The sequence below is a fragment of the Jannaschia sp. R86511 genome, assembly GCF_042466345.1.
In the GTDB taxonomy this organism is placed as follows: Bacteria; Actinomycetota; Actinomycetes; order Actinomycetales; family JBBAYJ01; genus Aquipuribacter.
In genome coordinates this window covers 2,997,106-3,020,565 of the sequence record NZ_JAXHCD010000001.1, presented here as the reverse complement: position 1 = coordinate 3,020,565, position 23,460 = coordinate 2,997,106, and the positions used below count along the sequence as shown (strand labels likewise).

25 protein-coding genes are annotated in these 23,460 nt (G+C 75.9%); 12 read left to right on the top strand and 13 right to left on the bottom strand.

Annotated elements, in window-relative coordinates; all coding sequences use genetic code 11:
- Positions 1–107 precede the first annotated feature (107 nt).
- From SJY06_RS14225 to SJY06_RS14210, 4 genes are all read left to right on the top strand, one after another.
- Positions 108–806 (top strand): response regulator transcription factor, encoded by a 699-nt coding sequence (locus tag SJY06_RS14225; RefSeq protein WP_380168197.1) that lies wholly within the window; start codon positions 108–110, stop codon positions 804–806.
- Between the two features lie 19 nt (positions 807–825).
- Positions 826–2,061, top strand: a complete 1,236-nt coding sequence (locus SJY06_RS14220) for a sensor histidine kinase (protein WP_380168196.1) — start codon at positions 826–828, stop codon at positions 2,059–2,061.
- Between the two features lie 99 nt (positions 2,062–2,160).
- Positions 2,161–2,706 carry a DUF2231 domain-containing protein gene (locus SJY06_RS14215; RefSeq protein ID WP_380168195.1) on the top strand — a complete coding sequence of 182 codons (546 nt, stop codon included), beginning with the start codon at positions 2,161–2,163 and terminating at the stop codon, positions 2,704–2,706.
- Positions 2,690–3,526 (top strand): FAD:protein FMN transferase, encoded by an 837-nt coding sequence (locus tag SJY06_RS14210; RefSeq protein ID WP_380168194.1) that lies wholly within the window; start codon positions 2,690–2,692, stop codon positions 3,524–3,526. The genes SJY06_RS14215 and SJY06_RS14210 overlap by 17 nt, the downstream gene beginning before the upstream one ends.
- Positions 3,527–3,538: 12 nt before the next feature.
- Here SJY06_RS14210 and SJY06_RS14205 read toward each other — a convergent pair whose 3' ends face one another.
- From SJY06_RS14205 to SJY06_RS14195, 3 genes are all read right to left on the bottom strand, one after another.
- Positions 3,539–4,189, bottom strand: coding sequence for a CbiQ family ECF transporter T component (locus tag SJY06_RS14205; protein ID WP_380168193.1), 651 nt, complete (start codon positions 4,187–4,189; stop codon positions 3,539–3,541).
- A gap of 43 nt (positions 4,190–4,232) precedes the next feature.
- A complete protein-coding gene (locus SJY06_RS14200) occupies positions 4,233–4,904 on the bottom strand; it encodes an energy-coupling factor ABC transporter ATP-binding protein (RefSeq protein ID WP_380168192.1) in 672 nt (223 codons plus the stop codon).
- Positions 4,905–4,996: 92 nt separating this feature from the next.
- Complete coding sequence (locus tag SJY06_RS14195; RefSeq protein ID WP_380168191.1) at positions 4,997–5,635, bottom strand: biotin transporter BioY; 639 nt, start codon at positions 5,633–5,635, stop codon at positions 4,997–4,999.
- A gap of 108 nt (positions 5,636–5,743) precedes the next feature.
- Here SJY06_RS14195 and abc-f point away from each other — a divergent pair, with 108 nt between their 5' ends.
- The 4 genes from abc-f to SJY06_RS14175 all read left to right on the top strand — a co-directional run bounded on the left by abc-f (position 5,744) and on the right by SJY06_RS14175 (position 10,433).
- On the top strand, positions 5,744–7,342 hold the full coding sequence (gene abc-f / locus SJY06_RS14190) for a ribosomal protection-like ABC-F family protein (RefSeq protein ID WP_380168190.1): 1,599 nt from the start codon (positions 5,744–5,746) through the stop codon (positions 7,340–7,342).
- Between the two features lie 117 nt (positions 7,343–7,459).
- Positions 7,460–7,681, top strand: coding sequence for a helix-turn-helix domain-containing protein (locus tag SJY06_RS14185; RefSeq protein WP_380168189.1), 222 nt, complete (start codon positions 7,460–7,462; stop codon positions 7,679–7,681).
- 59 nt (positions 7,682–7,740) lie between these two features.
- Positions 7,741–8,523, top strand: a complete 783-nt coding sequence (locus tag SJY06_RS14180; RefSeq protein WP_380168188.1) for an enoyl-CoA hydratase/isomerase family protein — start codon at positions 7,741–7,743, stop codon at positions 8,521–8,523.
- Positions 8,524–8,531: 8 nt separating this feature from the next.
- Entirely contained in the window at positions 8,532–10,433 is a 1,902-nt protein-coding gene (locus tag SJY06_RS14175) for an ABC transporter ATP-binding protein (protein ID WP_380168187.1), read from the top strand.
- Here the strand turns inward: SJY06_RS14175 and SJY06_RS14170 are convergent.
- The 7 genes from SJY06_RS14170 to SJY06_RS14140 form a co-directional block, all read right to left on the bottom strand.
- Positions 10,417–11,157, bottom strand: coding sequence for an SDR family oxidoreductase (locus SJY06_RS14170; protein WP_380168186.1), 741 nt, complete (start codon positions 11,155–11,157; stop codon positions 10,417–10,419). The two genes, SJY06_RS14175 and SJY06_RS14170, sit on opposite strands and share 17 nt — an antisense overlap.
- A 66-nt stretch (positions 11,158–11,223) precedes the next feature.
- On the bottom strand, positions 11,224–12,132 hold the full coding sequence (locus SJY06_RS14165; RefSeq protein ID WP_380168185.1) for an SURF1 family protein: 909 nt from the start codon (positions 12,130–12,132) through the stop codon (positions 11,224–11,226).
- Positions 12,129–12,362 carry a hypothetical protein gene (locus SJY06_RS14160; RefSeq protein WP_380168184.1) on the bottom strand — a complete coding sequence of 78 codons (234 nt, stop codon included), beginning with the start codon at positions 12,360–12,362 and terminating at the stop codon, positions 12,129–12,131. Before SJY06_RS14160 ends, SJY06_RS14165 begins: the two co-directional genes overlap by 4 nt.
- A gap of 2 nt (positions 12,363–12,364) precedes the next feature.
- Positions 12,365–12,709 (bottom strand): DUF3099 domain-containing protein, encoded by a 345-nt coding sequence (locus SJY06_RS14155; protein ID WP_380168183.1) that lies wholly within the window; start codon positions 12,707–12,709, stop codon positions 12,365–12,367.
- A 14-nt stretch (positions 12,710–12,723) separates the two neighbouring features.
- A complete protein-coding gene (locus SJY06_RS14150; RefSeq protein ID WP_380168182.1) occupies positions 12,724–14,112 on the bottom strand; it encodes a metallopeptidase TldD-related protein in 1,389 nt (462 codons plus the stop codon).
- On the bottom strand, positions 14,109–15,605 hold the full coding sequence (locus tag SJY06_RS14145) for a TldD/PmbA family protein (protein WP_380168181.1): 1,497 nt from the start codon (positions 15,603–15,605) through the stop codon (positions 14,109–14,111). The genes SJY06_RS14150 and SJY06_RS14145 overlap by 4 nt, the downstream gene beginning before the upstream one ends.
- 35 nt (positions 15,606–15,640) lie before the next feature.
- A complete protein-coding gene (locus SJY06_RS14140) occupies positions 15,641–16,636 on the bottom strand; it encodes a zinc-binding alcohol dehydrogenase family protein (protein ID WP_380168180.1) in 996 nt (331 codons plus the stop codon).
- Positions 16,637–16,727: 91 nt separating this feature from the next.
- Between SJY06_RS14140 and fabG the strand changes: the two genes are divergently transcribed.
- The 3 genes from fabG to SJY06_RS14125 are packed head-to-tail and all read left to right on the top strand — an operon-like array spanning position 16,728 to position 18,793.
- The gene (gene fabG / locus SJY06_RS14135; RefSeq protein ID WP_380168179.1) at positions 16,728–17,453 is read left to right on the top strand and encodes a 3-oxoacyl-ACP reductase FabG; all 726 of its coding nucleotides are present in this window, start codon (positions 16,728–16,730) and stop codon (positions 17,451–17,453) included.
- A gap of 34 nt (positions 17,454–17,487) precedes the next feature.
- Entirely contained in the window at positions 17,488–18,255 is a 768-nt protein-coding gene (gene fabI / locus SJY06_RS14130; RefSeq protein ID WP_380168178.1) for an enoyl-ACP reductase FabI, read from the top strand.
- Position 18,256: 1 nt separating this feature from the next.
- Positions 18,257–18,793 carry a SixA phosphatase family protein gene (locus tag SJY06_RS14125; protein ID WP_380168177.1) on the top strand — a complete coding sequence of 179 codons (537 nt, stop codon included), beginning with the start codon at positions 18,257–18,259 and terminating at the stop codon, positions 18,791–18,793.
- On the opposite strand, the gene serB is transcribed toward SJY06_RS14125, so the two are convergent.
- The 3 genes from serB to glgC are packed head-to-tail and all read right to left on the bottom strand — an operon-like array spanning position 18,794 to position 22,117.
- A complete protein-coding gene (serB, locus tag SJY06_RS14120) occupies positions 18,794–19,996 on the bottom strand; it encodes a phosphoserine phosphatase SerB (protein ID WP_380168176.1) in 1,203 nt (400 codons plus the stop codon).
- Positions 19,997–20,021: 25 nt separating this feature from the next.
- Positions 20,022–20,870, bottom strand: coding sequence for an LLM class F420-dependent oxidoreductase (locus SJY06_RS14115; protein WP_380168175.1), 849 nt, complete (start codon positions 20,868–20,870; stop codon positions 20,022–20,024).
- Positions 20,867–22,117, bottom strand: a complete 1,251-nt coding sequence (gene glgC / locus SJY06_RS14110; RefSeq protein ID WP_380168174.1) for a glucose-1-phosphate adenylyltransferase — start codon at positions 22,115–22,117, stop codon at positions 20,867–20,869. Before glgC ends, SJY06_RS14115 begins: the two co-directional genes overlap by 4 nt.
- Before the next feature lie 36 nt (positions 22,118–22,153).
- Between glgC and glgA the strand changes: the two genes are divergently transcribed.
- Entirely contained in the window at positions 22,154–23,362 is a 1,209-nt protein-coding gene (gene glgA, locus SJY06_RS14105; protein ID WP_380168173.1) for a glycogen synthase, read from the top strand.
- The last annotated feature ends 98 nt before the right edge of the window (positions 23,363–23,460 follow it).

The window sequence follows — 23,460 nt, the reverse complement described above, 5'->3', positions numbered from 1 at the left end:
GGCCCGGTCTCAGAGGAGTCTCAGAGCGCGGCTCCCGCCGTGGCCGCGGAGCCGGCCCCCGACCTACGTCACGGAGCCGGACCCGTGACGCGTGCCACCATCGGGCCGTGACCAGCGACGACGGCGACCGGCCCCGGGCGGTCCCGGCGCGCGCCACGGTCCTGCTGGTGGAGGACGACCGGGCGCTGTCGGAGATGCTGGCCGGCCTGCTGCGCGAGGAGGGCTACGACGTCGACGTCGCGCGCGACGGGCAGCGGGGGCTGCACCTCGGGCTCAGCCGCGCCTACGACCTGCTGGTCGTCGACCGCGGCCTGCCCGTGGTCGAGGGGCTGGAGCTGCTGCGGCGGCTGCGGGCCAAGGGCGTCCTCGCCCCGGTCCTCGTCCTGACCGCGCAGGGCACCGTGCGCGACCGGGTGGACGGGCTGGACGCCGGCGCCGAGGACTACCTGGTCAAGCCGTTCGACGTCGACGAGCTGCTGGCGAGGCTGCGGGCGCTGCTGCGCCGGCACGCCGACGCCACCGACGTGCTCGCCGCTCCGGGCGGGACGCTGGACACCCGGCGGCGTCTGGTCGAGCGGGCCGACTGCAGCACGGTCGAGCTGTCCCGCACCGAGTCGGACCTGCTCGCGGTGCTGGCCCGGCGCCCGCGTCAGGTGTTCTCCCGGGACGAGCTGCTGGAGCGGGTGTTCGACGCCGCCGACACGCCGGGGTCGGTCGACACCTACGTGCACTACCTGCGCCGCAAGCTCGGCCGCGACGTCGTCCGCACCGTCCGGGGGGTCGGCTACCGGCTGGGGTCGCTGTGATCTCGCCTGTGATGTCGCTGTGAGCCCCGCCCGGCGCGGCGCGGCGGGGGCGGACGAGCGGATGCTGCGCCGCGCGGCCCGGGACGTGGCGCTGCTCATCGCGGCCGCGGTCGCCCTGGTCCTGGGGGCGGTGGGCGTCGTGGTCGTCCTGGTGGGGGACGCGCAGGAGAGCCGCACGGCGCAGGACGCGAGCCGGGCCGTCTGGGAGTCCGCGGACGACGTCGACGACCCCGCGCCGGGCACCTGGCTGGTGGTCGCGGGACCGGACGGCACCGTGGTCACGCCCGGGGCCCCGGACGCGGTGCGGCGGCTGGACCCCGCGGCCCTGCCGGACGGGCCGAGCGAGGCGGGTCCCGACCAGCGCGGGTTCGCCGTCTGGACGGGCGACCGGCCGATCGGCCGGGTGAGCGCCGCCTACGACATGGGGCCGCTGGAGCTGCGCGAACGCCGGGTCCGGGTGTCCGTCCTGGTCTCGGTGGTCCTGGGGGCGGTCGGGGCCGCCGGCGTCGGGGCCGCGGTGGCGCGGCGGGCGGTCCGTCCGCTGGGGGCCGCGCTGGCGCTGCAGCGACGGTTCGTCGCGGACGCCAGCCACGAGCTGCGGACGCCCCTGTCCGTGGTGCTGACGCGGGCGCAGCTGCTGCGGCGTCGAGCGGGCCCCGGTCTGGACTCCGCCTCCCGGGAGGAGCTGGACCAGCTGGTGGCGGACGCTCGCGCCATGGCCGACGTCGTCGACGACCTGCTGCTGGCCGCGCAGCTGGAGGACGCCGAGCGGCCCCACGGCCCGGTGGACGTCGGGGTCCTGGCCGGGCAGGTGGTGACCAGCCTGCAGCCGCTCGCCGCGGACCTCGGCCTCCGGCTCCGCCTCCAGGCCCCGCCCGGGGGTGGACCGGTCGTGGTGCAGGGGACGGCCACGGCGCTCCGTCGGGCCCTGACGGCGCTGGTCGACAACGCCCTGCGGCACGGCCCCCGGGGCAGCGAGGTGGTGCTCCAGGTCCTGCCCGAGCCGGCTGGACCCGCGCCCGCGCGCGACGTCTGCCTGGTGGTGACCGACGAGGGCCCGGGCCTGGACCCCGAGCAGCTGGGGCCGCTGCTGGAGCGGTTCGCCCGCGGCACGACGCAGGGCGACGGCCGCCGGTTCGGCCTGGGGCTCGCCCTGGTGGACGAGGTGGCCCGGGCCCACCACGGTCAGCTGTCCGTGGCGCGGGCGCACGGCGGGGGTGCGGCGTTCACCCTGCGCCTGCCGGTCACCGGCTGAGCCACGACGACGGCTCTGAGAACGTTCCCAGAAACCTGCCGCACGCTCGGGAGCGGCCGGACGACCGTCCGCCCCACCCCCTGCCACCAGGAGCAGACCGTGCTGGACACCATCGCCGGACTCCCGATCCACCCCCTCGTGGTGCACGCCACCGTGGTCGTGGTGCCCGCCGCGGCGCTCGCGGTCGCCGTCACCGCGCTGTCGTCACGGGTGCGCCGCTGGGCGGGCTGGGGGCCGCTCGCACTCGCCCTGGCCGCACTCGTGCTCGTGCCGCTGTCCACGTCCTCGGGGGAGTCCCTCGAGGAGCGGGTGGGCGAGGGTGCCCTGGTGGAGCGGCACGCGGAGCTCGGCGAGGGCCTGCTGGTCTGGGTCGCGGTGCTGGTGCTGGCGGCGGTGGCCCTGCGGGTGAGGGACCGGTACGTCGCCCGACGCACCCCGAGCGTCGCCGACCGCCGCGACGCCGCTGTCGCCGGCACCCCCGCCCGCCGCGGCCCCGGGGTGCTGCTGCTGAGCGCGGCGGCCCTGCTCCTGGTGGTGGCCGGGGTCGGCGGGACGCTGGTGCAGACCGTGCTGATCGGCCACAGCGGGGCCGAGGCCGCCTGGGGCGACGTGGCGGCCCCGTCGGGCGGTGGGGACGACGACTGAGGGCCGGGTCCTGGGTCCTGCGCCGTCGGCCACCGGTCACGACCCGTGGGCGGCAGGGACCGCCGTGCACGTCCTGCACGTCATGGGTCTGCCGTTCAGCCTCCACCTGCGCGGCCCGGGCGCCCGCAGCGCCGAGACCGTCCGGTTGGTCCAGCAGGCGCACGAGGAGCTCGTCCGAGTCGACGAGGTGTTCAGCACCTACCGCCCGGACAGCGACGTGAGCCGCATCGACGCCGGCCTGCTCCTGGTGTCCGACGCCCACCCCGACGTCGCGGAGGTGCTCCGCCTGGCCGACGTGGCGCAGGCCCGGACGGGCGGCCGGTTCTCGGCGCACCTGCCCGACGGGCAGGGACGCACCCGGTTCGACCCGTCCGGCGTGGTCAAGGGCTGGGCCGCGCAGCGGGTGTTCGCCCGGCTGATGGCGGCCGGCGACCTCGACGTGTGCCTGAACGCCGGGGGCGACGTCGTGGTGGGGACCCGCACCGCCGGGCGGTCGTGGGGGGTCGCCGTCACCGACCCGGTCGGCGGAGGGCTGCTAGGCGTGGTCAGGCTGCGGTCCGGGGCCGTCGCGACGTCGGGCACCGCCGCCCGGGGCGCCCACATCCGCGACCCGCGGGACGGTGGGGCGCCCTCGGCGTCGACGCAGGTCACCGTGCGGGGGCCCACCCTGCTGTGGGCCGACGTGCTCGCGACCGCGGCGTTCGTGGCGGGCGACGACGCCTTGGCCCTGCTGGCGGACCACCCGGGCTACGAGGCCACCGTGGTGAGCCGTGACGGGCGGGTGCGGAGCACGGCGGGCATGGCGCTGGAGCCGGTCTGAGCGGTGACCGTGTCAGTCGACCAGGCCGCGAGCCGCCAGGGCGTCGCCCGTGGCGCGGGCGTGGGCCACCGCCCGGATGACGGTCGGGGTCACCAGGGCCCGGACGTCGCGGCCCCGGCCGCGGGCCCGGGCGGCGTCGCGGGCCTGCGAGGCCACGTCCCACAGCACGTCGACGCTGCGCAGGGCCAGCGCGAACGTCAGGGCCACGCGGTCAGGGTGCAGGTGCGCGCGCAGGCCCGGGACCCGGCGCAGCGGACCGACCGCCGCGGCCACGGTGTCGAGCACCCGGTCCATGGGCGTGGTCACGGTGACCAGCCCGGCCAGCAGGACCAGCCCGGACAGGTCCAGCAGCACCTCCAGCCCCTGGACCGGGCCGCGGCTGACCGCCTGGTAGCCGGCGAGGACGAGCAGCGGCAGCGCGAGCCGACGCAGCATCCCGAGGACCACCCTGGCGGGGGTGCCGACGTGGACGTGACCCACCAGGGCCAGAGCGAGCACCAGGGCACCGGGCAGCAGCGCGGCCTCGCCGAGTGGTCCGGTGGTGCGCAGCAGCACCACCAGGAGCGCGGCCACGGCCACCCCCAGCAGCTTGACGCCGGGGCCCGCGCGGTGCAGCCACGTCGTGCCGTCCCGGTGCGGGGGGACCAGCGAGGGGCGTCTCACGGGGTCGGCCCGCGGTCGTCCGCCCCGCGGTGGCCGAGGCGGGTCACGTCGCGTCCATCAGGTCGCGGTAGGCGGTCAGCGTCGGTCCCGGCGCCCCGTCGGCCACCACGCGGCCGTCCTCGACCACCAGGACGCGGTCGCAGGACGCGGCCAGCTCCAGGTCGTGCGTGGCCAGCACCACCGGCACCCGGACCTCGTCCACGGTGCGCCGGACCAGCCGCGTGTTGCGGCGGTCCAGCAACGTGGTCGGCTCGTCGAGGACCAGCAGCCGCGGGCCGGTGGCCAGCACGGCCGCGACCGCCAGCAGCTGCCGCTGCCCGCTGCTCAGGTCGTGGACGGGGACGTCGGCCCGGTCCGCCAGCCCGACGTGGTCCAGGGCGGCCGCCACCCGGGCGTCGCGCTCGGCCCGGGGCAGCCGCAGCCGGCGCAACGACAGGGCGACGTCCTCGGCCGGGGTGGGCATGACCACCTGGGCGTCGGGGTCGGTGAAGACGAACCCGACCATGGACCGGGCCACCGCGGGGGAGCGGGCGGGGTCGACCGTCCCACCGGGCGAGCCGTCGGCGCCCGGCAGGTCCAGCAGGACCCGGCCGGCGGTGGGGGTCACCAGGGCGTTCAGGCAGCGCAGCACCGTGGACTTGCCCGAGCCGTTGGCGCCGACCAGCGCGACCCGGCGCTCGGTGAGCGCGAAGGACACCCCCCGCAGGACCGACACGGCGTCGACGCGCAGGTGGACGTCGTCGAGCGTGAGGTAGGGCCTGGCCGACCCCCCACCGGAGGGCTCGGGCGGGGCGTCGTCGTGGGGCCTCAGCTCGTCGCCGCCGGCGCGGAGACGGGCACGCGGCGGGCCAGCAGGTCGGGGAAGGCGCGGTGGACGCTGGCGGCGACGAAGGCCGCCACGACCACCTTGACCCCGTCCAGCGGCAGGAACGGCAGCACGCCCCCGAGGAACGCGGCCCACGGGTCGAGCCCGGCCACCAGCATCAGGCCCAGCCAGCCCCCCAGGTAGGTGACGACCATGCCGCCGAGGAACGCCGCGAGCATGAGCATCGGCAGCCGTCCCCGGCGGCGGCGCAGCGCGAGCACCGCCACGACGCCGGTCACGACCGTGCCGGGCAGCCAGGCGACGATGTAGCCGGCGGTCGGTCCGGCCAGCACCCCCAGCCCCGCGTTGCCGCCGGCGAAGATCGGCAGGCCGGCGAGGCCGAGCGCCACGAACACCCCCACGGCCGCGACGCCGCGACCGGGACCCAGCACCAGCCCGGCGAGCATGATGCCCAGGCCCTGGAGGGTGATGGGCACCCCGGCGACCCCCACCGGGATGGCGGGCACGAGGGACAGCACGACGACCAGGGCGGCGAACACCGACACCAGGGCGACGTCGCGGCCGGCGCCCGGGCCGGGACGTGCGGGCTCGACGCCCGGGGCAGGGGTGGGGGCGGTCACAGCGGTGAAGGTACCGGGCCCGCGCCGGTACCATCGAGTAGCCGTGATCAGACTTGCCCCCACCCCCCGTGCCCTGTCCCACCAGTCCCAGACGATGGGGAGCCCCGCGTGATCTCCGTCCAGGACGTCGAGCTGCGCGCGGGCGCCCGGCTGCTGGTCTCGGGCGCCACCTTCCGCGTCGGCGACGGTGACCGGGTCGGCCTGGTCGGCCGCAACGGGGCCGGCAAGACCACCCTGACCAAGGTCATCGCCGGCGAGGCCGCGCCGGCCGCCGGCACCGTGACCCGCACGGGCTCCATCGGCTACCTGCCGCAGGACCCTCGCACCGGCGACCTGGAGCAGCTGGCCCGGGCCCGCATCCTGGCCGCGCGCGGCATGGACACGGTCGCGGCGCGGCTGCGCAAGGCCGAGCGGGACATGGCCGAGGGCGACGAGGCCGTCCGCGAGAAGGCGATGGACCGCTACGCCCGCGCCGACGCCGACTTCGAGGCGCTCGGCGGCTGGGCCGCGGAGTCCGAGGCCGAGCGGATCGCCGGCAACCTGGGCCTGGACGAGCGCGTCCTCGGCCAGCCCATCGGCACGCTGTCCGGTGGTCAGCGCCGCCGCGTCGAGCTGGCCCGGATCCTGTTCTCCGGGGCCGACACCCTGCTGCTGGACGAGCCGACCAACCACCTCGACCACGACTCGATCGTCTGGCTGCGGGAGCGGCTGGCCACCTGGCCCGGCGGGTTCGTGGTCATCAGCCACGACACGGCGCTGCTCGAGGCCACCGTCACCCAGGTCGTCCACCTGGACGCCAACCGCTCCGTCCTCGACGTCTACGCCATGGGCTGGAAGACGTACCTCGCCCAGCGCGAGCAGGACGAGCGCCGCCGCCGGCGCGAACGGCAGAACGCCGAGAAGAAGGCCTCCCACCTGCACGCCCAGGCCTTGAAGATGAAGGCCACCGCGACCAAGGCCGTGGCCGCGCAGAACATGGCCAAGCGCGCCGAGCGGCTGCTCGACGGCCTGGAGGAGACCCGCAAGGCCGACAAGGTCGCCGCGCTGCGCTTCCCCGACCCGGTGCCCTGCGGGCGGGTGCCGCTGACCGCGGAGGGGCTGAGCCGCTCCTACGGCTCGCTCGAGGTGTTCACCGACGTGTCGCTGGCCATCGACCGGGGCAGCCGGGTCGTCGTGCTGGGACTGAACGGTGCGGGCAAGACGACGCTGCTGCGGCTGCTGTCCGGCACGGAGACGCCGGACTCCGGCGAGGTCGTCCCGGGCCACGGCCTGCGGCTCGGGTACTACGCCCAGGAGCACGACACGCTGGACCCGGACCGCACGGTGCTGGAGAACATGCGCTCGGCCGCCCCGGACCTGGACGACACCAAGGTGCGCACGGTCCTCGGCTCGTTCCTGTTCTCCGGCGACGACGTCTCCAAGCCGGCCCACGTGCTGTCCGGCGGCGAGAAGACGCGGCTGGCGCTGGCGACCCTGGTGGTGTCCGGGGCCAACGTGCTGCTGCTGGACGAGCCCACGAACAACCTGGACCCCGCCAGCCGCGACGAGGTGCTGACCGCGCTGCGCGGCTACGCCGGTGCGGTGGTCCTGGTCACCCACGACGAGGGCGCCGTGGACGCCCTGGAGCCCGAACGGGTCCTGCTGCTGCCCGACGGCGACGAGGACATGTGGGGCGCCGACTACCGCGAGCTGGTCGCCCTCGCCTGAGCGGTCCGGGCCCGTGAGCCGGCACCCGCGGCGCGGGGGGCCGGCGGCGAACGCTCACATCGATTGGCGGGAGGAGGCCATGGCCTCCACGATGGGCCGACGACGACTGGAGGGTTCGTGGTGGAGATCAAGAAGGGTGTCCGGCTGACGGGGGCGGAGCGGGAGGCGTTGGCCACCCGGTTGGTGGCCCAGTACGAGCAGGGGGCGAGCATCCGTTCCCTCGCCGAGGACACGGGCCGGTCGTACGGCTTCGTGCACCGGGTGCTCAGCGAGTCCGACGTGACCCTGCGCGGGCGTGGTGGCGCCACCCGGGGCCGCGCGAAGGCGTCCGGCTCCTGACGTCCGCCGGGGCGGGCGCTGGGACGGCCGTCCGGGTCGAGCCCCGCGGTGACGGTGTCGTGCACGTCGTGCTCGACGGCCCCCGCACCCTCAACGCGCAGGGTCCCGGCACGTGGGCCGCCCTGGCCGCGGCCGGGCGGTCGCTGCCCCCGGGGACCCGGGTGGTGGTGCTGCGCGGTGCCGGCCGGGCGTTCTCCTCCGGCCTGGACCGGGCGGCCATGCCCTTGCTGGCCGAGCTCGGTGCCCGCCCCGCGGAGGAGGCCGCGGCCCAGGTCGCCGGCTACCAGGAGGCGTTCACCTGCTGGCGGGCGGCCGGGGTGCTGTCGGTGGCCGCGGTCCACGGGCCGGCCGTCGGGGCGGGCTTCCAGCTCGCGCTGGCCTGCGACCTCCGCCTGGTCGCGGACACCGCGTCGTTCCGGATGGCGGAGACGTCGCTGGGGCTGGTGCCCGACCTGGCCGGCACCGCCCCGCTGGTCCGGGCCGTCGGCGAGGCCGCGGCGATCGAGATCTGCCTGACGGGCCGCCCGGTCGGTGCCGAGGAGGCGGTCCGGCTGGGGCTGGCCCGGGCCCGGGTGCCGGAGGCCGAGCTCGAGCAGGCCACCGACGACCTGGTGCAGGCCGTGCTGGCGGCCCCTGCGGCGGCGACCGCGGCCACGCTCGACCTGCTGCGCGGGGCTGCGGGACGGGCCGACGTCGAGCAGCGGCAGCGGGAGCGCACCGCCCAGGTGAGGCTGCTGCGGGGCCTGGTGGGCGCCCCCGGGGCGCCGGACGGTCCGACCGGGACCCCGCCCGGGACCGGCCCGGCGGACGGCGCGGAAGGTCCCGGGCCGGCGCGGCGTTGACGCCGCTGATGAGCACATTCTCCGGCGGTCGCGCCGCCCGCAGCTACCGCCTGGACCGCAGCGTCGCCGGGCGCGACGTCGACCGGGCCACCTGGCGGCGCATCGCCTCCTACGCCGGCCAGTACAAGCGGGCCGTGGCGGTGTTCCTGCTGCTGACGGGCCTGTCCGCCGGCCTGGTGGTGGTCACCCCGCTGCTGCTGCAGCGCCTGGTCGACGACGGCGTGAACCAGGGGGACCGGCAGCTGGTCCTCGTCCTGGCCGGGGTGGCCCTGGGGGTGGCGCTGGCCGAGGCCGTGGTCACGCTCGTGCTGCGCTGGCTGAGCGCGAAGATCGGCGAGGGCCTGATCTACGACCTGCGGACCGAGGTCTTCGACCACGTGCAGTCCCAGCCCATCGCGTTCTTCACCCGGACCCAGACCGGCTCGCTGGTCACCCGGCTGAACACCGACGTCATCGGCGCGCAGCGGGCGTTCACCACGGTGCTGTCCGGCGTGGTGAGCAACGTGGTCAGCGTGGTCGCGGTCGTCGTGGTCATGCTCACCCTGTCCTGGCAGATCACGCTGGCCTCGCTGCTGCTGGTCCCGGTGTTCCTGGTCCCGGCCCGCTACGTCGGCCGGCGGCTGCAGCTGCTGACCCGGGAGTCGTTCGCCCTCAACGCCGACCTGGGCAACCGGATGACCGAGCGGTTCAACGTCGGTGGCGCGCTCCTGGTCCGCCTGCTGGGTGTGCCGGCGACCGAGAGCCACGAGTACGCGGAGCGGGCGGCGCGGGTCCGCGACGTGGGCATCCGGATCGCCATGGCGAACCGGTTCTTCGTGGTGGCCCTCGGGCTCGTCGCCGCCGTGGCCACGGCCCTCACCTACGGCGTGGGCGGCCTGCTGGCCATCTCCGGCACGCTCACGGTCGGAACGCTGCTGGCGCTGGCCACCCTGCTGGGGCGGCTGTACGGGCCCCTGACGGCGCTGTCCAACGTCCGCATCGACGTGATGACCGCGGTGGTGTCGTTCGAGCGGGTCTTCGAGGTCCTCGACCTGCCGCCGCTGGTCCGCGAGGCCGACGACCCGGTGCGGCTGCCCGCGGGACCGCTGGAGGTGCGGCTGGAGGACGTGTCGTTCACCTACCCGAGCGCGTCGCTGGTGTCGCTGCCGTCCCTGGAGACGCCCGGGGCCCCCGACACCAGGGGTGACGCGCCGGCGCTGGCCGGGGTCGACCTCGTCGTGCCGGCCGGGCGGACCGTGGCCCTGGTCGGGCCGTCGGGTGCGGGCAAGACCACCCTGACGGGGCTGGTGTCCCGGCTGCACGACGTCAGCACCGGGCGCGTGCTGCTGGGCGGCCACGACGTCCGCGACGTGGCCACCACGTCGATGCGCCAGTCCGTGGGGGTGGTGTCGCAGGACGCCCACCTGTTCCACGACTCGCTGCGCGCCAACCTGCTCTACGCCGACCCCACGGCCGACGACGAGCGGCTGTGGCAGGCGCTGGCCGACGCCCAGGTGGCGACCCTGGTGCGCTCGCTGCCCGACGGCCTGGACACGGTGGTCGGCGACCGGGGGCACCGGCTGTCGGGCGGGGAGAAGCAGCGCATCGCCATCGCGAGGCTGCTGCTGCGCGACCCCGGCGTCGTCGTCCTGGACGAGGCGACCGCCCACCTGGACTCGGCCTCGGAGGCCGCGGTGCAGGAGGCGCTGCGCCGCACCCTGGCCGGCCGGACCGCGATCGTGGTGGCGCACCGGCTGAGCACGGTGCGCGACGCGGACCTGGTGGTGGTCGTGGCGGCCGGCCGGCTCGTGGAGCAGGGCACGCACGAGGAGCTGCTGGCGGCCGACGGCGCCTACGCGCGGCTGTACCGGACCCAGCTGCTCGACGGGCACCAGGAGCTGGGGGACGGGGCGCTCACGGCGAGCGGGTGAGCCCGCCGTCCACCGTGACCGAGGTGCCCGTGACGTAGGACGCCGCGGGGGAGACGAGGAACGCGGCCACCCGGGCGAACTCCTCCGGCATGCCGATGCGGCGCAGCGGGACGGACGCCTCGAACTCCGCCCGGGCCGAGGCCGCGTCGCCCGTGGCCTGCTCGATCTCGCGCACCCGCTCGGTGTCGAACCGGCCCGGCAGGATCGCGTTGACGCGCAGCCCCACCGGGCCGAGCTCGTCGGCGAGCTCCTTGGCCACCATCGCCAGCCCCGGCCGCAGGCCGTTGCTGATGCCCAGGCCGCTGATGGGCTGGCGGACCGAGGTGGACAGCACCAGCACGACGGACCCGCCCTCGAACCCCGCGCTGCGGGCGACGGCCGTGGTCAGGCGGACCGCCCCGAGGAACACCGACTCGAAGGCCGAGCGCCACTGCTCGTCCGTCGCCTCGTAGGTGCGGACGGCCGGCGGCCCGCCGACGCTGACCACGGCGCCGTCGAGGCGGCCGAAGCGGGCGTTGGCGCTGGCCACCAGCCGGCCCGAGGTGGAGGGGTCGGCCAGGTCGCCGGGGATGGCCATGACGCCGTCGCCGTCGCCCAGGTCGGTCACCGCCGCCTCGAGCCGGGCCTCGTCACGACCGCACAGGACCACCTTGGCGCCGTCGGCCATGAGCTGCCGGGCCGTGGCCAGGCCCAGGCCGCTGGAGCCACCGGTGACGACGTACACGCGACCCTCGAGCCCACAGTCCATACGCCCCATAGTGGCGCACCCCGGGCCCCCGGGTCCCGCGCTTCACCGGCCGGGTTCGTACACCCAGTCCTCGCGGGCGCCGCGGCCGCTCCCGCCCCGGGCCCGCGGCCCGCCCGGGCCGGCCCCGTCCGGTGGGCCGTCGGGCCCCGTGCCGTCGCCGCGGTCCGGCCCGCCGGCCCCGGAAGCCGTCGCGCGCTCGGCCTGCTCGCCGGCGTGGCGGCGGGCCAGGACCACCCAGATGCCGAGCCCGGCCAGCGCGAACAGGTACCACTGCACGCCGTAGGCCAGGTGCGGGCCGGGGTCGGTGTCGGGGCGCGGCACCGGGGCCAGGCCGGCGGGCGCGCCACCGGCCTCGGTGGCCACCACGCCGTAGGCGCCGGTCACGGTGGCTCCTCCCGCCGTGCCCGCCGCGGGGTCCGACGCCCCGGCCAGCAGCTCGACGGGGGCCACCCGGTAGGCCTGGCCCGCGGGCGCCTGCCGCGTCGTGGTCGGCTCGGCCGCCCGGAGCCGGGCCAGCACGTCGACCTGCCCGGCGGGGGCCGGGGGCACCGCCCCGGGCGAGGAGGCGTCCGCCCCCGAGGGCAGCCAGCCCCGCACCAGCAGCACGGTCGTGCCCGGGTCGGCCACGACGAACGGCGTCGTCACCAGGTAGCCGTTGCTGCCCCCCTGCGGCCGGTTGCGCACCAGCACGGTGCGCTCGTCGTCGTAGCGCCCGCGCAGCGCCACCGGCTGCCACTCACCGGCCACCCCCAGCTCGGCCGCGGGGTCCGTCAGGACGTCGGCCAGCGGCGCGGGGGCCGCGTCGTAGTTCTCCAGCACGGCCGCGTTGCGCTCGGCCCGGGCCACCCGGCGGTCCAGCTGCCACTGCGCCAGCCACACGCACGCCAGCGCGAAGACGACCGCGACCGCGAGCCCGGCCAGCCAGCGCGGGTCGCGCAGCGCGGCCCTCACGCGGGTCCCGGGTCGGGCTCGGCCTCGGCCAGCGGCACCACGTCACGCAGGAAGCCGCGGGCGGTCAGGAAGCCGGCCAGGTGGTCACGGTGCTCCTCGCACGCCGCCCACAGCTTGCGCCGCTCGGGCGTGTGCAGGGCGGGGTTGTTCCAGCGCAGCGCCCACACCGCGTCGGCCCGGCAGCCCTTGGCGCTGCAGCGTGCCGGTTCGTCGTCGGGCGGCAGGACCACGGTCAGGCGGCGTCGTCGCGTCGCGGCGGCAGGGCCTGGACCTGGACGTCGAGCGGGCTGACGGGGGCCACCGAGCGCAGCGTCCGCTCCGGCCCGGCGTTGGCCAGCAGGACCGCGACGTAGGGCAGGACGACGGCGCCGGGCACGAACAGCCAGGCCGTCCAGTGGGGGATGAGCAGGATGAACCCGATGACGCACAGCGTGCGGATGCCCATGCTGAAGGCGTAGTTGCGCATCCGGCGCGACACGTCGGCCGTGTGCGAGGAGCGGGCGCTGGTGATGCGCTGGAGCGGCTCGACCTCGATGACGCGCGGGGCCGGTCCCGGCTGGTGCGGCTCGTTGTCCACGGTGCAACGGTACGTCAGGACGCCTCGCTCGCCGACGACAGGTGGAAGTCCTCCACGACCAGGGGCGGGGCCGAGGCCCGTGGCAGGTAGTCGCCGAGCTCGCGGGGCAGGCAGACGCGGCTCGCGCCCGCGTCGGCCACCCGCCCGAGCAGCGCCGCGGGGGAGTCGTTGAACCGGAAGTTGCCCGCCGCGCCGACCACCTCGCCGCCGCGCACGACGTACACGCCGTCGCGGGTCAGGCCGGTCAGCAGCATGGTCTGCTCGTCGACGGTGCGGACGTACCAGACGCAGGTCAGCAGCAGGCCGTCGCCCATCCGCGCGGCGACGTCGGCCAGGTCGCCGTGGCCACCGGCCACCTCCACCAGCAGGTTGCCCGCCAGGGGGGCCAGCGGCACCCCGGCCAGCGCCGCGGTGTGCCGGGTCGAGGGCAGCGCCCGCAGCACGCCCTCGTCGAGGTAGCGGGTGCCCGGAACGGGCAGCCCGTTGTCGAACACGCTGGCCGTCGGTCCGGTGCTGGTGGTCGAGAGCCGGTCGCTGGTGCCGAGGACCGGGTGGTGCGGGTCGTCGCGGACGGTGACGGGGACCTCGGTGAGCCGTTCGCCGACCCGGGTGCCGCCGCCCGGGCGGGCGAACACACCGCGGCCCTCCGAGGCCGTGCGGGCGTCACCGGACCACAGCCACTCGCCCATCAGGTCGGCCACGGCCGAGGGCGGCAGCAGCACGCGGTGCCGGCCCGGGGTCACGTCGACCCGGCGCGCCTGCCAGGCCAGGCCCTGCTCGACCTGCGCGGCCAGGGCGTCGACGTCCACGTCGGCGAAGTCGCGGGTGCCCGCGCCCGCCCAGGCGGACCGTGACCGGTCGTGGCTCTTGCCGTTGAGGTCGACGGTGCCGTAAGGCTCAACGGCCCGGTGCCGGGTGCCGGTGCTGGTCCCGGTCCAGGTGGTGGTCACGACGTGCTCGGCGAAGCCGAACAGCTCGCGGTCCTCGGCCTCGGCGACATCGAACAGCCGGCCCAGCGCCGCCGCGGTGCCCGACAGCCGCTCGGGCGAGGCGGGCTCGGGCTGCCCGGCGAAGTCGTCGTGGGCCGTCCCGGGCGGCAGCGGCGCCGCGTCCTCGGCCGGTGCCGCCCGGCGGGCCGCGGCGACGGCGTCGGCGACCAGCGCCTCCAGCTGGGCGGCGTCGGCCACCTGGCGGGTCAGGCTGCCGTAGGCGCGTCCGCCGGCCGAGTCCTGGACGGCCACGACCCCCACCGAGGTGGTGCCGGTGGTGCCCGTGGTGGTCAGCTGGTTGGCGGCCCAGCGCAGGTTGGTCGCGTCGTGGCGCTCCACGACCACCACGACGTCGTCGGCCCCTGCGGCGCGGCCGGCGGCCAGCGCCTGCTCGACGACCTGCTCCGGCGTCATGCGCCCTCCTCCTCGGTGTTCAGCACGGAGACCTGCGACACGACGACGGCGGGGCAGCCGTGGCTGACGGGCGCGGCCTGCCCGGGCTGGCCCTTGCCGCAGTTGAGCGCACCCTGCAGGGACCAGGTCGACGGGCCCCCGACGGCGCTGAGCCCGGCCCAGAACGTCGGCGTGCTGCCCTGGTAGGCGACGTCGCGCAGCATCCCGGCCAGCCGGCCGCCCTTGATCCGGTGGAACTGCTGGCCGGTGAACTGGAAGTTGTACCGCTGCATGTCGATCGACCACGACCGGTCGCCCAGCACGAGGATGCCGTCCTCGACCCCGGCGACCAGGCCCGCCAGGTCCGGCCCGTCGGGGTCGGCGGCCAGGCTCACGTTGGGCATGCGCTGCAGCGGGGCGTGCACGGCGGTGTCGGCGTAGGCGCAGCCGTTGGACGGCTCGCCGCGCTCGGCGGCCATCGCCCGGTCCAGCTGGTAGCCGACGTGGACGCCGTCACGGACGATGTCCCAGCGCTGGGCGGGCACGCCCTCGTCGTCCCAGCCGACCGTCGACAGCCCGTGCGGCTCGCTCCGGTCGCCGGTCACGTGCATGAGCGGGCTGCCGTAGCGGCGCGTGCCCAGCTTCTCGGGCGTGGCGAACGAGGTGCCGGCGTAGGCGGCCTCGTAGCCGAGCGCCCGGTCGAGCTCGGTGGCGTGGGCGACCGACTCGTGGATGGTCAGCCACAGCTGGCTGGGGTCGATGACCAGGTCGTAGCGGCCCGGTGCCACCGACGGGGCGGCCAGCTTCTCCCGCGCGGCCTCGGCCAGGCCGGGCACCTCCGCCGGCAGCGGCGCCCCCGGCGCGGTCAGGTACTCCCAGCCGCGGCCCACGGGCGGCGCCAGGCTTCGCACCGTGTCGACGTCGCCGTCGGCGGCCACGACGGCCGTCACCTCGGGGTGCATCCGGACGCGCTGCTGGACCGTGCGGCTGCCGTCGAGGTCGGCGTAGAGCTTCTGCTCCTTGACCGACATCACCGTGGCGTCGGCGTGGGTGGCCCCGGCCCGCAGCACCTGCTCGGTCCAGCCCTGCAGCAGGGCGGCCTGCTCGTGGGCGGGGACGGTCGTGGGGTCGACGTCGTAGTCCGACACCCAGGTGCCCTGCTGCCGGGGGACGGGGGCCAGCTCGACCCGGCGGCGCACCAGCGGCCGGGCCACCGCGGCCGAGCGCAGGGCCAGCGCGGCCGTGGCCGCCGCCGCCGTGGTGCTCAGCTCGCCCGTGGCGGCGAAGCCCCAGGCGCCGTCGAGGACCACGCGGACGCTGAGCCCCGCGTCGGTCTCGTCGCTGGTGCCCTCGACGGCGTGGTCGCGCACCCGGACCACGACGTCACGGACCCGCTGCACCCGCACGGCGGCGTAGCTGGCGCCCGCGTCGCGGGCCACCTGCAGGGCGGCGTCGGCGAGGGCGTCCAGGGGCAGGGCGAGGAAGTCGCTGTCGACCTCGTGGGTGCCGGTCACCCCCGGACCGTATCGGGCGGGCCGGACCCTGGCGGTCACGCCCGCAGGACGACCTTGCCCGTGGTGCGGCGCGAGCGCAGGTCGCCGTGGGCCAGCGCCGCGTCGGCCAGCGCGTACTCCCCGCCCAGCACGGGGCGGAGCAGCCCGGAGCGGGTCATGGACAGCAGCTCGTCCATGGCTGCGGCCAGCCCGCCCCGGGCCAGCGCGTGCTGCAGCCAGAACCCGGCGACCGTGCGGGATGAGGCCATCAGGTCCACCGGCGCGATGCTGCGCCCGGCTCGGCGCGAGGCCAGCCCGAACACCACGAGGCGGCCCAGCGGGGCCAGCGCCAGGTAGGAGCCGTTGAAGACGTCCCCGCCGGTCATCTCCAGGACGACGTCCACCCCGGCGCCGTGGTTGGCCGACATCAGCACGTCGCGCACGGCGCCGGCGCCCCCGGCGTCGGCCGCGGCGTTCACGTCCACCACGACGTCGGCGCCCAGGTCGGCGACCACGGCGCGCTTGTCGGGGGTGGACGCGGAGGCGATCACCCGGCCGGCGTTCCACTGCCGGGCCAGCTGCAGCGCCACGGTGCCGACGCCGCCGGCCGCGCTGTGGACCACGACGGCCTCGCCCGTGGCCATCCGGGTGGAGGAGCGCAGCAGGTGCCAGGCCGTGACCCCCTGCAGCACCAGGGCGCAGGCCTCCGGGCCGGGCAGGTCCTCGCCGATCTCGACGGTCGTGGCCACCGGCACGACGGCCAGCTCCGCGTACCCGCCCGAGGGCACCAGGGCGACGACGCGCCGACCGAGCATCGACTCGTCGGTGCCGGGGCCGGTGCGGACCACCCGGCCCACGACCTCCGCGCCCGGCACCAGGGGCAGCTGCTGCGGCGCCAGGTAGGTGTTCTCGGTGGTGTGGGTGTCGGCGTAGTTGACGCCGCTGACCTCCACCCGGACCAGCATCTCGCCCTCGCCCGGGACCGGGTCGGGGACCTCGTGCACGACGAGGACCTCCGGACCGCCGAAGCTCTGGACCACGACGGCTCGCACGGGCAGGACCCTAGCCGGGCGGCCGGGTCGCCGGGCTCGGTGTCCAGGCGGGCGCTCGGGCGGACCCCGCCGATCGGCTAGCGTCGTCGGCATGTCCGAAGGGTCCCGTCACGCACTCGTCACGGGCGGCAACCGGGGGATCGGCCTCGGTGTCGCCACCCGCCTGCTCGCCGACGGCTACGACGTCACCGTGACCTCGCGCAGCGGCGCGCTGGGCGAGGACGCCCCGGCCGGCCTGCGCGTGGTCGCCTGCGACGTCACCGACGCGGCGTCGGTGGACGCGGCGTTCACGCAGGCCGAGGCGGCCGCAGGCCCCGTCGAGGTGCTCGTCGCCAACGCCGGCATCACGTCCGACCAGCTGCTCATGCGGATGTCGGAGGACGAGTTCGCCTCGGTCGTCGACACCAACCTCGGTGGTTCCTGGCGGGTCCTCAAACGCGCCAGCAAGGGCATGATCCGGGCCCGCTACGGCCGGGTCGTGCTGATCGGCTCCGTGGTCGGGCTCTACGGCGGGCCCGGCCAGGCGAACTACTCCGCCAGCAAGGCGGGGCTGGTCGGTCTGGCCCGCTCCGTCACCCGCGAGCTGGGCGGGCGCGGCATCACGGTCAACGTCGTGGCGCCGGGCTTCATCGACACCGACATGACGGCGGCCCTGGACGAGGCCACCAGCCAGCGCTACCTGTCCGCCATCCCGGCGGGCCGGTTCGGCGCGGTCGACGACGTCGCCGCGGCGGTCGCCTTCCTGGTCGCCGAGCAGGCAGGCTACGTCAGCGGTGCCGTCGTCCCCGTGGACGGCGGCCTGGGCATGGGTCACTGAACCAGCGCGTGCGCGCCTACGGAAGGAATCACTGATGGGTCTGCTCGAGGGCAAGCGACTGCTGGTCACGGGGGTCCTCAAGGACAACTCGATCGCGTTCCACGTGGCCCGCCTGGCCCAGGACGAGGGCGCCACCGTGGTGCTGTCGTCGTTCGGGCGGATGATGAAGATCACCCAGGCCATCGCCCGGCGCCTGCCGGCCCCGGCCCCGGTGGTCGAGCTGGACGTCACCGACACCGACCACCTGGACTCCCTGGCCGAGCGGGTGGGCGAGCACGTGGACGGCCTGGACGGCGTGCTGCACTCGATCGGCTTCGCCCCGCAGACCGCGCTGGGCGGCAACTTCCTGCACACGCCGTGGGAGGACGTGGCCACGGCCGTGCAGGTGTCGGCCTACTCGCTGAAGTCGCTCACCATGGCCGCGCGGCCGCTCCTGGGCCCCGGGGCGAGCGTCGTGGGGCTGACCTTCGACGCCAGCGTGGCCTGGCCGGTGTACGACTGGATGGGCGTGGCCAAGGCCGCGTTCGAGTCGACCTCGCGCTACCTGGCCCGCGACCTCGGACCGGACGGCATCCGGGTCAACCTGGTCGCGGCCGGCCCGCTGCGCACCACGGCCGCCACGTCCATCCCCGGCCTGGAGGCCGTCGAGTCGACCTGGGCCGAGCGGGCGCCGCTGGGCTGGGACGTGTCGGACCCGGAGCCCACGGCCCGGGCCTGCTGCGTGCTGCTGTCGGACTGGTTCCCCGCCACGACGGCCGAGATCGTCCACGTCGACGGCGGCGTCCACGCCATGGGCGTCTGACGTGGCCGCCACCGCGCGCCGCGGGTCGCGCCGGCTGCTCATCGTGCGCCACGCCAAGGCGGGCTACCCGGACGGCGTCACCGACCACGACCGGCCGCTGACCGAGCGCGGGGAGCGCGACGCCGTGGCGCTGGGGGCCTGGCTGGCCGCCGAGCGGCTGGTGCCGGACGTGGCGCTGGTCTCCACCGCGGCGCGGGCCTCGGGGACCTGGCAGCTGGCCTCGGGTGCGCTGGCCGACGCCGAGGTCGAGGTGCACGTCGAGCGGCGGCTGTACAACGCCGACGCCGACACGGTCCTGGAGCTGGTGCGGGAGCACGGCGGCGACGCGCACACGGTCGCGGTGTTCGGCCACGAGCCGGGCCTGTCGACCCTGGCCCGCACGCTCGCCGACCCCGACACCTCCGACCCGCAGGAGCTGGCGGGGCTGAGCGACCGGTTCCCCACCGCCGGGGTCGTCGTGATGCGGCAGCGGAGCGAGTGGGCCGACACCGCGCTGGGTGGGGTCGTGCTGTCCCGGGTGGTCGTGCCGCGCACCTGATCAGGACGTCTGCACGTCCGCGATCTCGTCGGCCGACAGCCCGAGCAGGAACAGCACCGAGTCCAGGTAGGGGCCCGTCAACGACGCGTCGGCCTGCTCGCGGACCACGGGCTTGGCGTTGAAAGCCACGCCGAGCCCTGCGGCGCCCAGCATGTCGAGGTCGTTGGCGCCGTCGCCGATGGCCACGGTGCGGTCCATCGTCAGCCCCTCGGCCCGGGCGAAGTCGCGCAGCGCCGTCGCCTTGCCCGGGCGGTCCATGACCGTGCCGAGCACCCGGCCGGTCAGCCGGCCGTCGGCGACCTCGAGGCGGTTGGCCCGGGCGTCGCGGATGCCGAGCGAGCGGGCCAGCGGGCCGACCACCTCCATGAACCCGCCGGAGACCAGCGCGACGGTGAAGCCCAGCTCGTGCAGGGTGCGCACCAGGGTGCGGGCGCCGGGGGTGAGGCGCACCCGCTGCTGCACGGCCCCGAAGACCGACACCGGCAGTCCGGCCAGGGCGGCGCAGCGCTCGTGCAGGGACGCGGCGAAGTCCAGCTCGCCGCGCATGGCCCGCTCGGTCACCGCGGCCACGTCCGCCTCGCGGCCGGCCTCGGCGGCCAGCAGCTCGATGACCTCGTCCTGGATCAGGGTCGAGTCCACGTCCATGACCACCAGCCGGCGGCCGTGGCGCACGATGCCGGCCGGTGACACGGCGACGTCGGCGCCGTGGCCCACCGCGGCCCGGGTCAGGCTGGAGCGCAGCTCGCCCAGGTCCGGCACCCCGGACACGTCCAGCTCGAGCGCCGTCACGGGCTCGGACGCCAGCCGGCGGATCCGGTCGACGTTGGCGCCGCGGGCGGCCAGCTCGGCGGTCACGGCCTGCACGGCGGTCGGGGCGAGCGGGCGGCCGAGCATGGTGACGTGCAGCCGGCCGCCGCGCCGTCCGGGCGTCTCGCCCGTGCCCGGCTCGGTGTCCACCGACACCCCGAGCTCCTGCCCCGCCACGGCCAGGCGCGCGCGCAGCCCGTCCAGGTCGGCCGGGGCCACGTCGGCGGTGCCCAGCAGCACGCCCAGGGTCAGGTGGCCGCGCACCACGACCTGCTCCACGTCGAGCACGTCGACCCCGGCGACCGAGGTCGCCGCGAACACGGCCGCGGTCACGCCGGGCCGGTCGAGGCCGGTCACCGTGACCAGGAGGGTGGTGGGTGCGTGGCCGCTGGTCACCGCCCCAGCCTAGGTGGGACGCGGCTCAGCCGCCGAGGCCGTCCCGCTCGTTGACCTGGTCCCGCCAGCGCAGCCACTGCACCGCCGTGGTCAGGTCGAAGTCGGGGCCGTCCGTGCCGACGGTGAACAGCCTGGTGCCCAGGGCCAGCAGCCGCTCGGCGCGCTGGTCGGGCGCGCCCTCGACCCCGGCCGAGCGCTCGACCGCCGAGGGCTCGCGCTCCTCGGAGTCGCACCACTCGTCGAGCACCTGGTGCTTGCGGGCGATGACGTCCGCGTCACCGAAGCCGTGCCAGATGTCCGCGTGGCGCGCGGTCATGCGCAGCGTCTTCTTCTCGCCGCCGCCGCCCACCAGGACCGGGATCTTGCGGGTGGGCGCCGGGTTGAGCACCGACCAGCGGGCCTCGATGCGGGGCAGCGCGTCGCCCAGGGACGCGAGCCGCTGCCCGGCCGTGCCGAACTCGTAGCCGTACTCGGTGTAGTCCCGCTCGAACCAGCCCGCCCCGATGCCGAGGATCAGTCGGCCGCCGCTGATGTGGTCGACGGTGCGGGCCATGTCGGCCAGCAGCTCCGGGTTGCGGTAGCTGTTGCAGGTGACCAGCGCGCCGATCTCGGCGCGGCCGGTCTGCTCGGCCCAGGCGCCGAGCATGGTCCAGCACTCGAAGTGCGCGCCGTCGGGCTCGCCGTACAGCGGGAAGAAGTGGTCCCAGTTGAAGATGACGTCGACGCCGGCGGCCTCGGCGGCGTCCACGGCGTGCCGGACCTGGTCGTAGGTGGCGTGCTGGGGCTGAAGCTGCACCCCGACCCGGACCGGCCGGCCGGCCGCGGCCCGGGACCCGTCGTAGCCGGGGGCGCCCGTCGGCTCCGTCGCGCTCACCGGTTGAGCACCATGCCCTTGGGCAGGATCGTCAGGCCGGACTCGGTGACCACCAGCCCGCGGGCCCGGTCCTCCTCGGCGTCGATGCCGATCCGCACGCCCTCACCGATCTCGCAGTCCTTGTCGATGATGGCCCGGCGCACCACGGCGTGCCGGCCGATCTGCACGTTGTCCATGACGACGGAGTCGCTGAGCGTGGCCCAGGAGTGGACGTAGACGTTGGGGCTCAGCACCGAGTTCTCGACGAAGGCCCCCGAGACCACCGAGCCCGGGCTGACGATCGAGTTGACCGCGTGCCCGATCCGGCCCTGCCAGCCGTGCACGAACTTGGCCGGCGGGTAGTACGTCTGGGCCGTGATGATCGGCCAGTCGTAGTTGTAGAGGTTGAACACCGGGTGCACCGAGATCAGGTCCATGTGCGCCTCGTAGTAGGCGTCGATGGAGCCCACGTCGCGCCAGTAGTCGCGGTCGCGGTCGGTGGAGCCGGGCACGTCGTTGCGGATGAAGTCGTACACGCCGCAGTCGTCGGCGTCGACGAAGCGGGGCACGATGTCGCCGCCCATGTCGTGCTTGCTGCCCTCGACGTCGGCGTCGGCGGTGACGGCGTCGATCAGCGCCTTGGTCGTGAAGATGTAGTTGCCCATCGACGCCAGGACCTCGTCGGGGGAGTCCGCCAGGCCCACGGCGTCGGTCGGCTTCTCGCGCCAGCGGGCGATGCGGTCCGGGCGCTCCGGGGTGTTCTCGATGACGCCGAACTGGTCGGCCAGGCCCAGCGGCTGGCGGATCGCCGCGACCGTGCAGCCGACGCCCGTGTCGATGTGCGCGTCGAGCATCTGCGAGAAGTCCATCCGGAACACGTTGTCCGAGCCCGCCACGACCACGTAGTCGGGGCGCTCGTCACGGACCAGGTTGAGGCTCTGCAGGATGGCGTCGGCGCTGCCCAGGTACCAGTGCTTGCCCATCCGCTGCTGGGCCGGCACCGGCGCCACGTAGTTGCCGAACAGCGTGGTCAGCCGCCAGGTCTGGGCGATGTGGCGGTCGAGGGAGTGCGACTTGTACTGGGTGAGGACGACGACCTTGCGGTAGCCGGAGTTGACGACGTTCGACAGCGCGAAGTCGATGAGGCGGTAGTTGCCCGCGAAGGGCACCGCAGGCTTGGCCCGGTCGGCGGTGAGCGGCATCAGCCGCTTCCCCTCTCCGCCGGCGAGGACGATCGCGAGCACCTTTGCACCGGTCCGTCGTGGCATGGCCCGACCCTAGTGGCCTGCCCTAGCGTGTGCCGAGTGAAGATCACAGTGATCACGAAGGAGTGGCCACCGGCGGTCTACGGCGGTGCGGGCGTGCACGCGGTGGAGCTGACCCGGGCGCTGCGGGCCTCGGGCGTCGACGTGTCCGTCCACGCGTTCGGCGAGCCCGAGCCGGCCCCGGGCGTGCACGGGCACACCGAACCCGTCGAGCTGGCCGGCGCCAACGCGGCGCTGCGCACGCTCGGGGTGGACCTGCGCATCGCGGCGGCGCTGGCCGAGCAGGACCCGGCGCCGGACGTGCTGCACTCCCACACCTGGTACGCCAACCTGGCCGGCGACCTGGCCTCCAAGCTGACCGGGGCACCCCACGTGATCACGGCGCACAGCCTGGAGCCGCTGCGGCCGTGGAAGGCCGAACAGCTCGGCGGCGGGTACAAGGTGTCGGGCTGGGCCGAGTCGTCGTCCTACCGCGACGCGGCCCGGATCATCGCGGTCAGCAGCGCCATGCGTGACGACATCCTGCGCAGCTACGAGTTCCTGGACCCGGCGGCGGTCGAGGTGGTCCACAACGGCATCGACACCACCGACTGGGTGCGGGACGAGGGCACCGACGTCGTCACGCGCCTGGGCATCGACCCCGCCCGGCCGGCCGTCGTGTTCGTCGGCCGGATCACCCGGCAGAAGGGCCTGCCCTACCTGCTGCGCGCCTGCGCGGCGCTGCCGCCGGAGGTCCAGGTCGTGCTGCTCGCCGGGGCGCCGGACACCGCGGAGATCATGGCCGAGGTCAAGCAGCTGGTCGCCGACCTGCGCGCCGGGCGCGACGGCGTGGTGTGGGTCGAGGACATGCTTCCGCGCGCGCAGGTGTGCCAGGTGCTCAGCCACGCCACCGTCTTCGTCTGCCCCTCGGTCTACGAGCCGCTCGGCATCGTCAACCTCGAGGCCATGGCGTGCGGGGCCGCGGTGGTCGGCACCGCGACCGGCGGCATCCCCGAGGTCGTCCAGCACGAGGTCACCGGGTGGCTGGTCCCGATCGAGCAGCTGGGCGACGGCACGGGCACCCCCGTGGACCCGGACCGCTACGTGGCCGACCTCGCCGCGACCCTGCGCGAGGCGGTCAGCGACCCGGCCCGCGCCCGGGCCTACGGCGAGGCGGGACGGCGGCGGGCCACCGAGGAGTTCTCGTGGACGACCGTCGCGCAGCGCACGCTCGCGGTCTACGAGCGGGCGCTGGCGCCTCGCGGCTGACGGCGCCGGCGGCCTCGCCCGTCCGGGGGCTCAAGGCGGCGGTCCGGGCGGCCGATGGAGGGTCACGACCCGGTGCCCGCCGGGACGCGACCCGACGG

Coding starts and splice junctions, on each gene's coding strand:
- SJY06_RS14175 (WP_380168187.1), top strand. CDS start 8,532: ATGAGCACATTCTCCGGCGGTCGCGCCGCCCGCAGCTACCGCCTGGAC.
- fabI (WP_380168178.1), top strand. CDS start 17,488: ATGGGTCTGCTCGAGGGCAAGCGACTGCTGGTCACGGGGGTCCTCAAG.
- glgC (WP_380168174.1), bottom strand. CDS start 22,117: ATGCCACGACGGACCGGTGCAAAGGTGCTCGCGATCGTCCTCGCCGGC.
- fabG (WP_380168179.1), top strand. CDS start 16,728: ATGTCCGAAGGGTCCCGTCACGCACTCGTCACGGGCGGCAACCGGGGG.
- SJY06_RS14150 (WP_380168182.1), bottom strand. CDS start 14,112: ATGACGCCGGAGCAGGTCGTCGAGCAGGCGCTGGCCGCCGGCCGCGCC.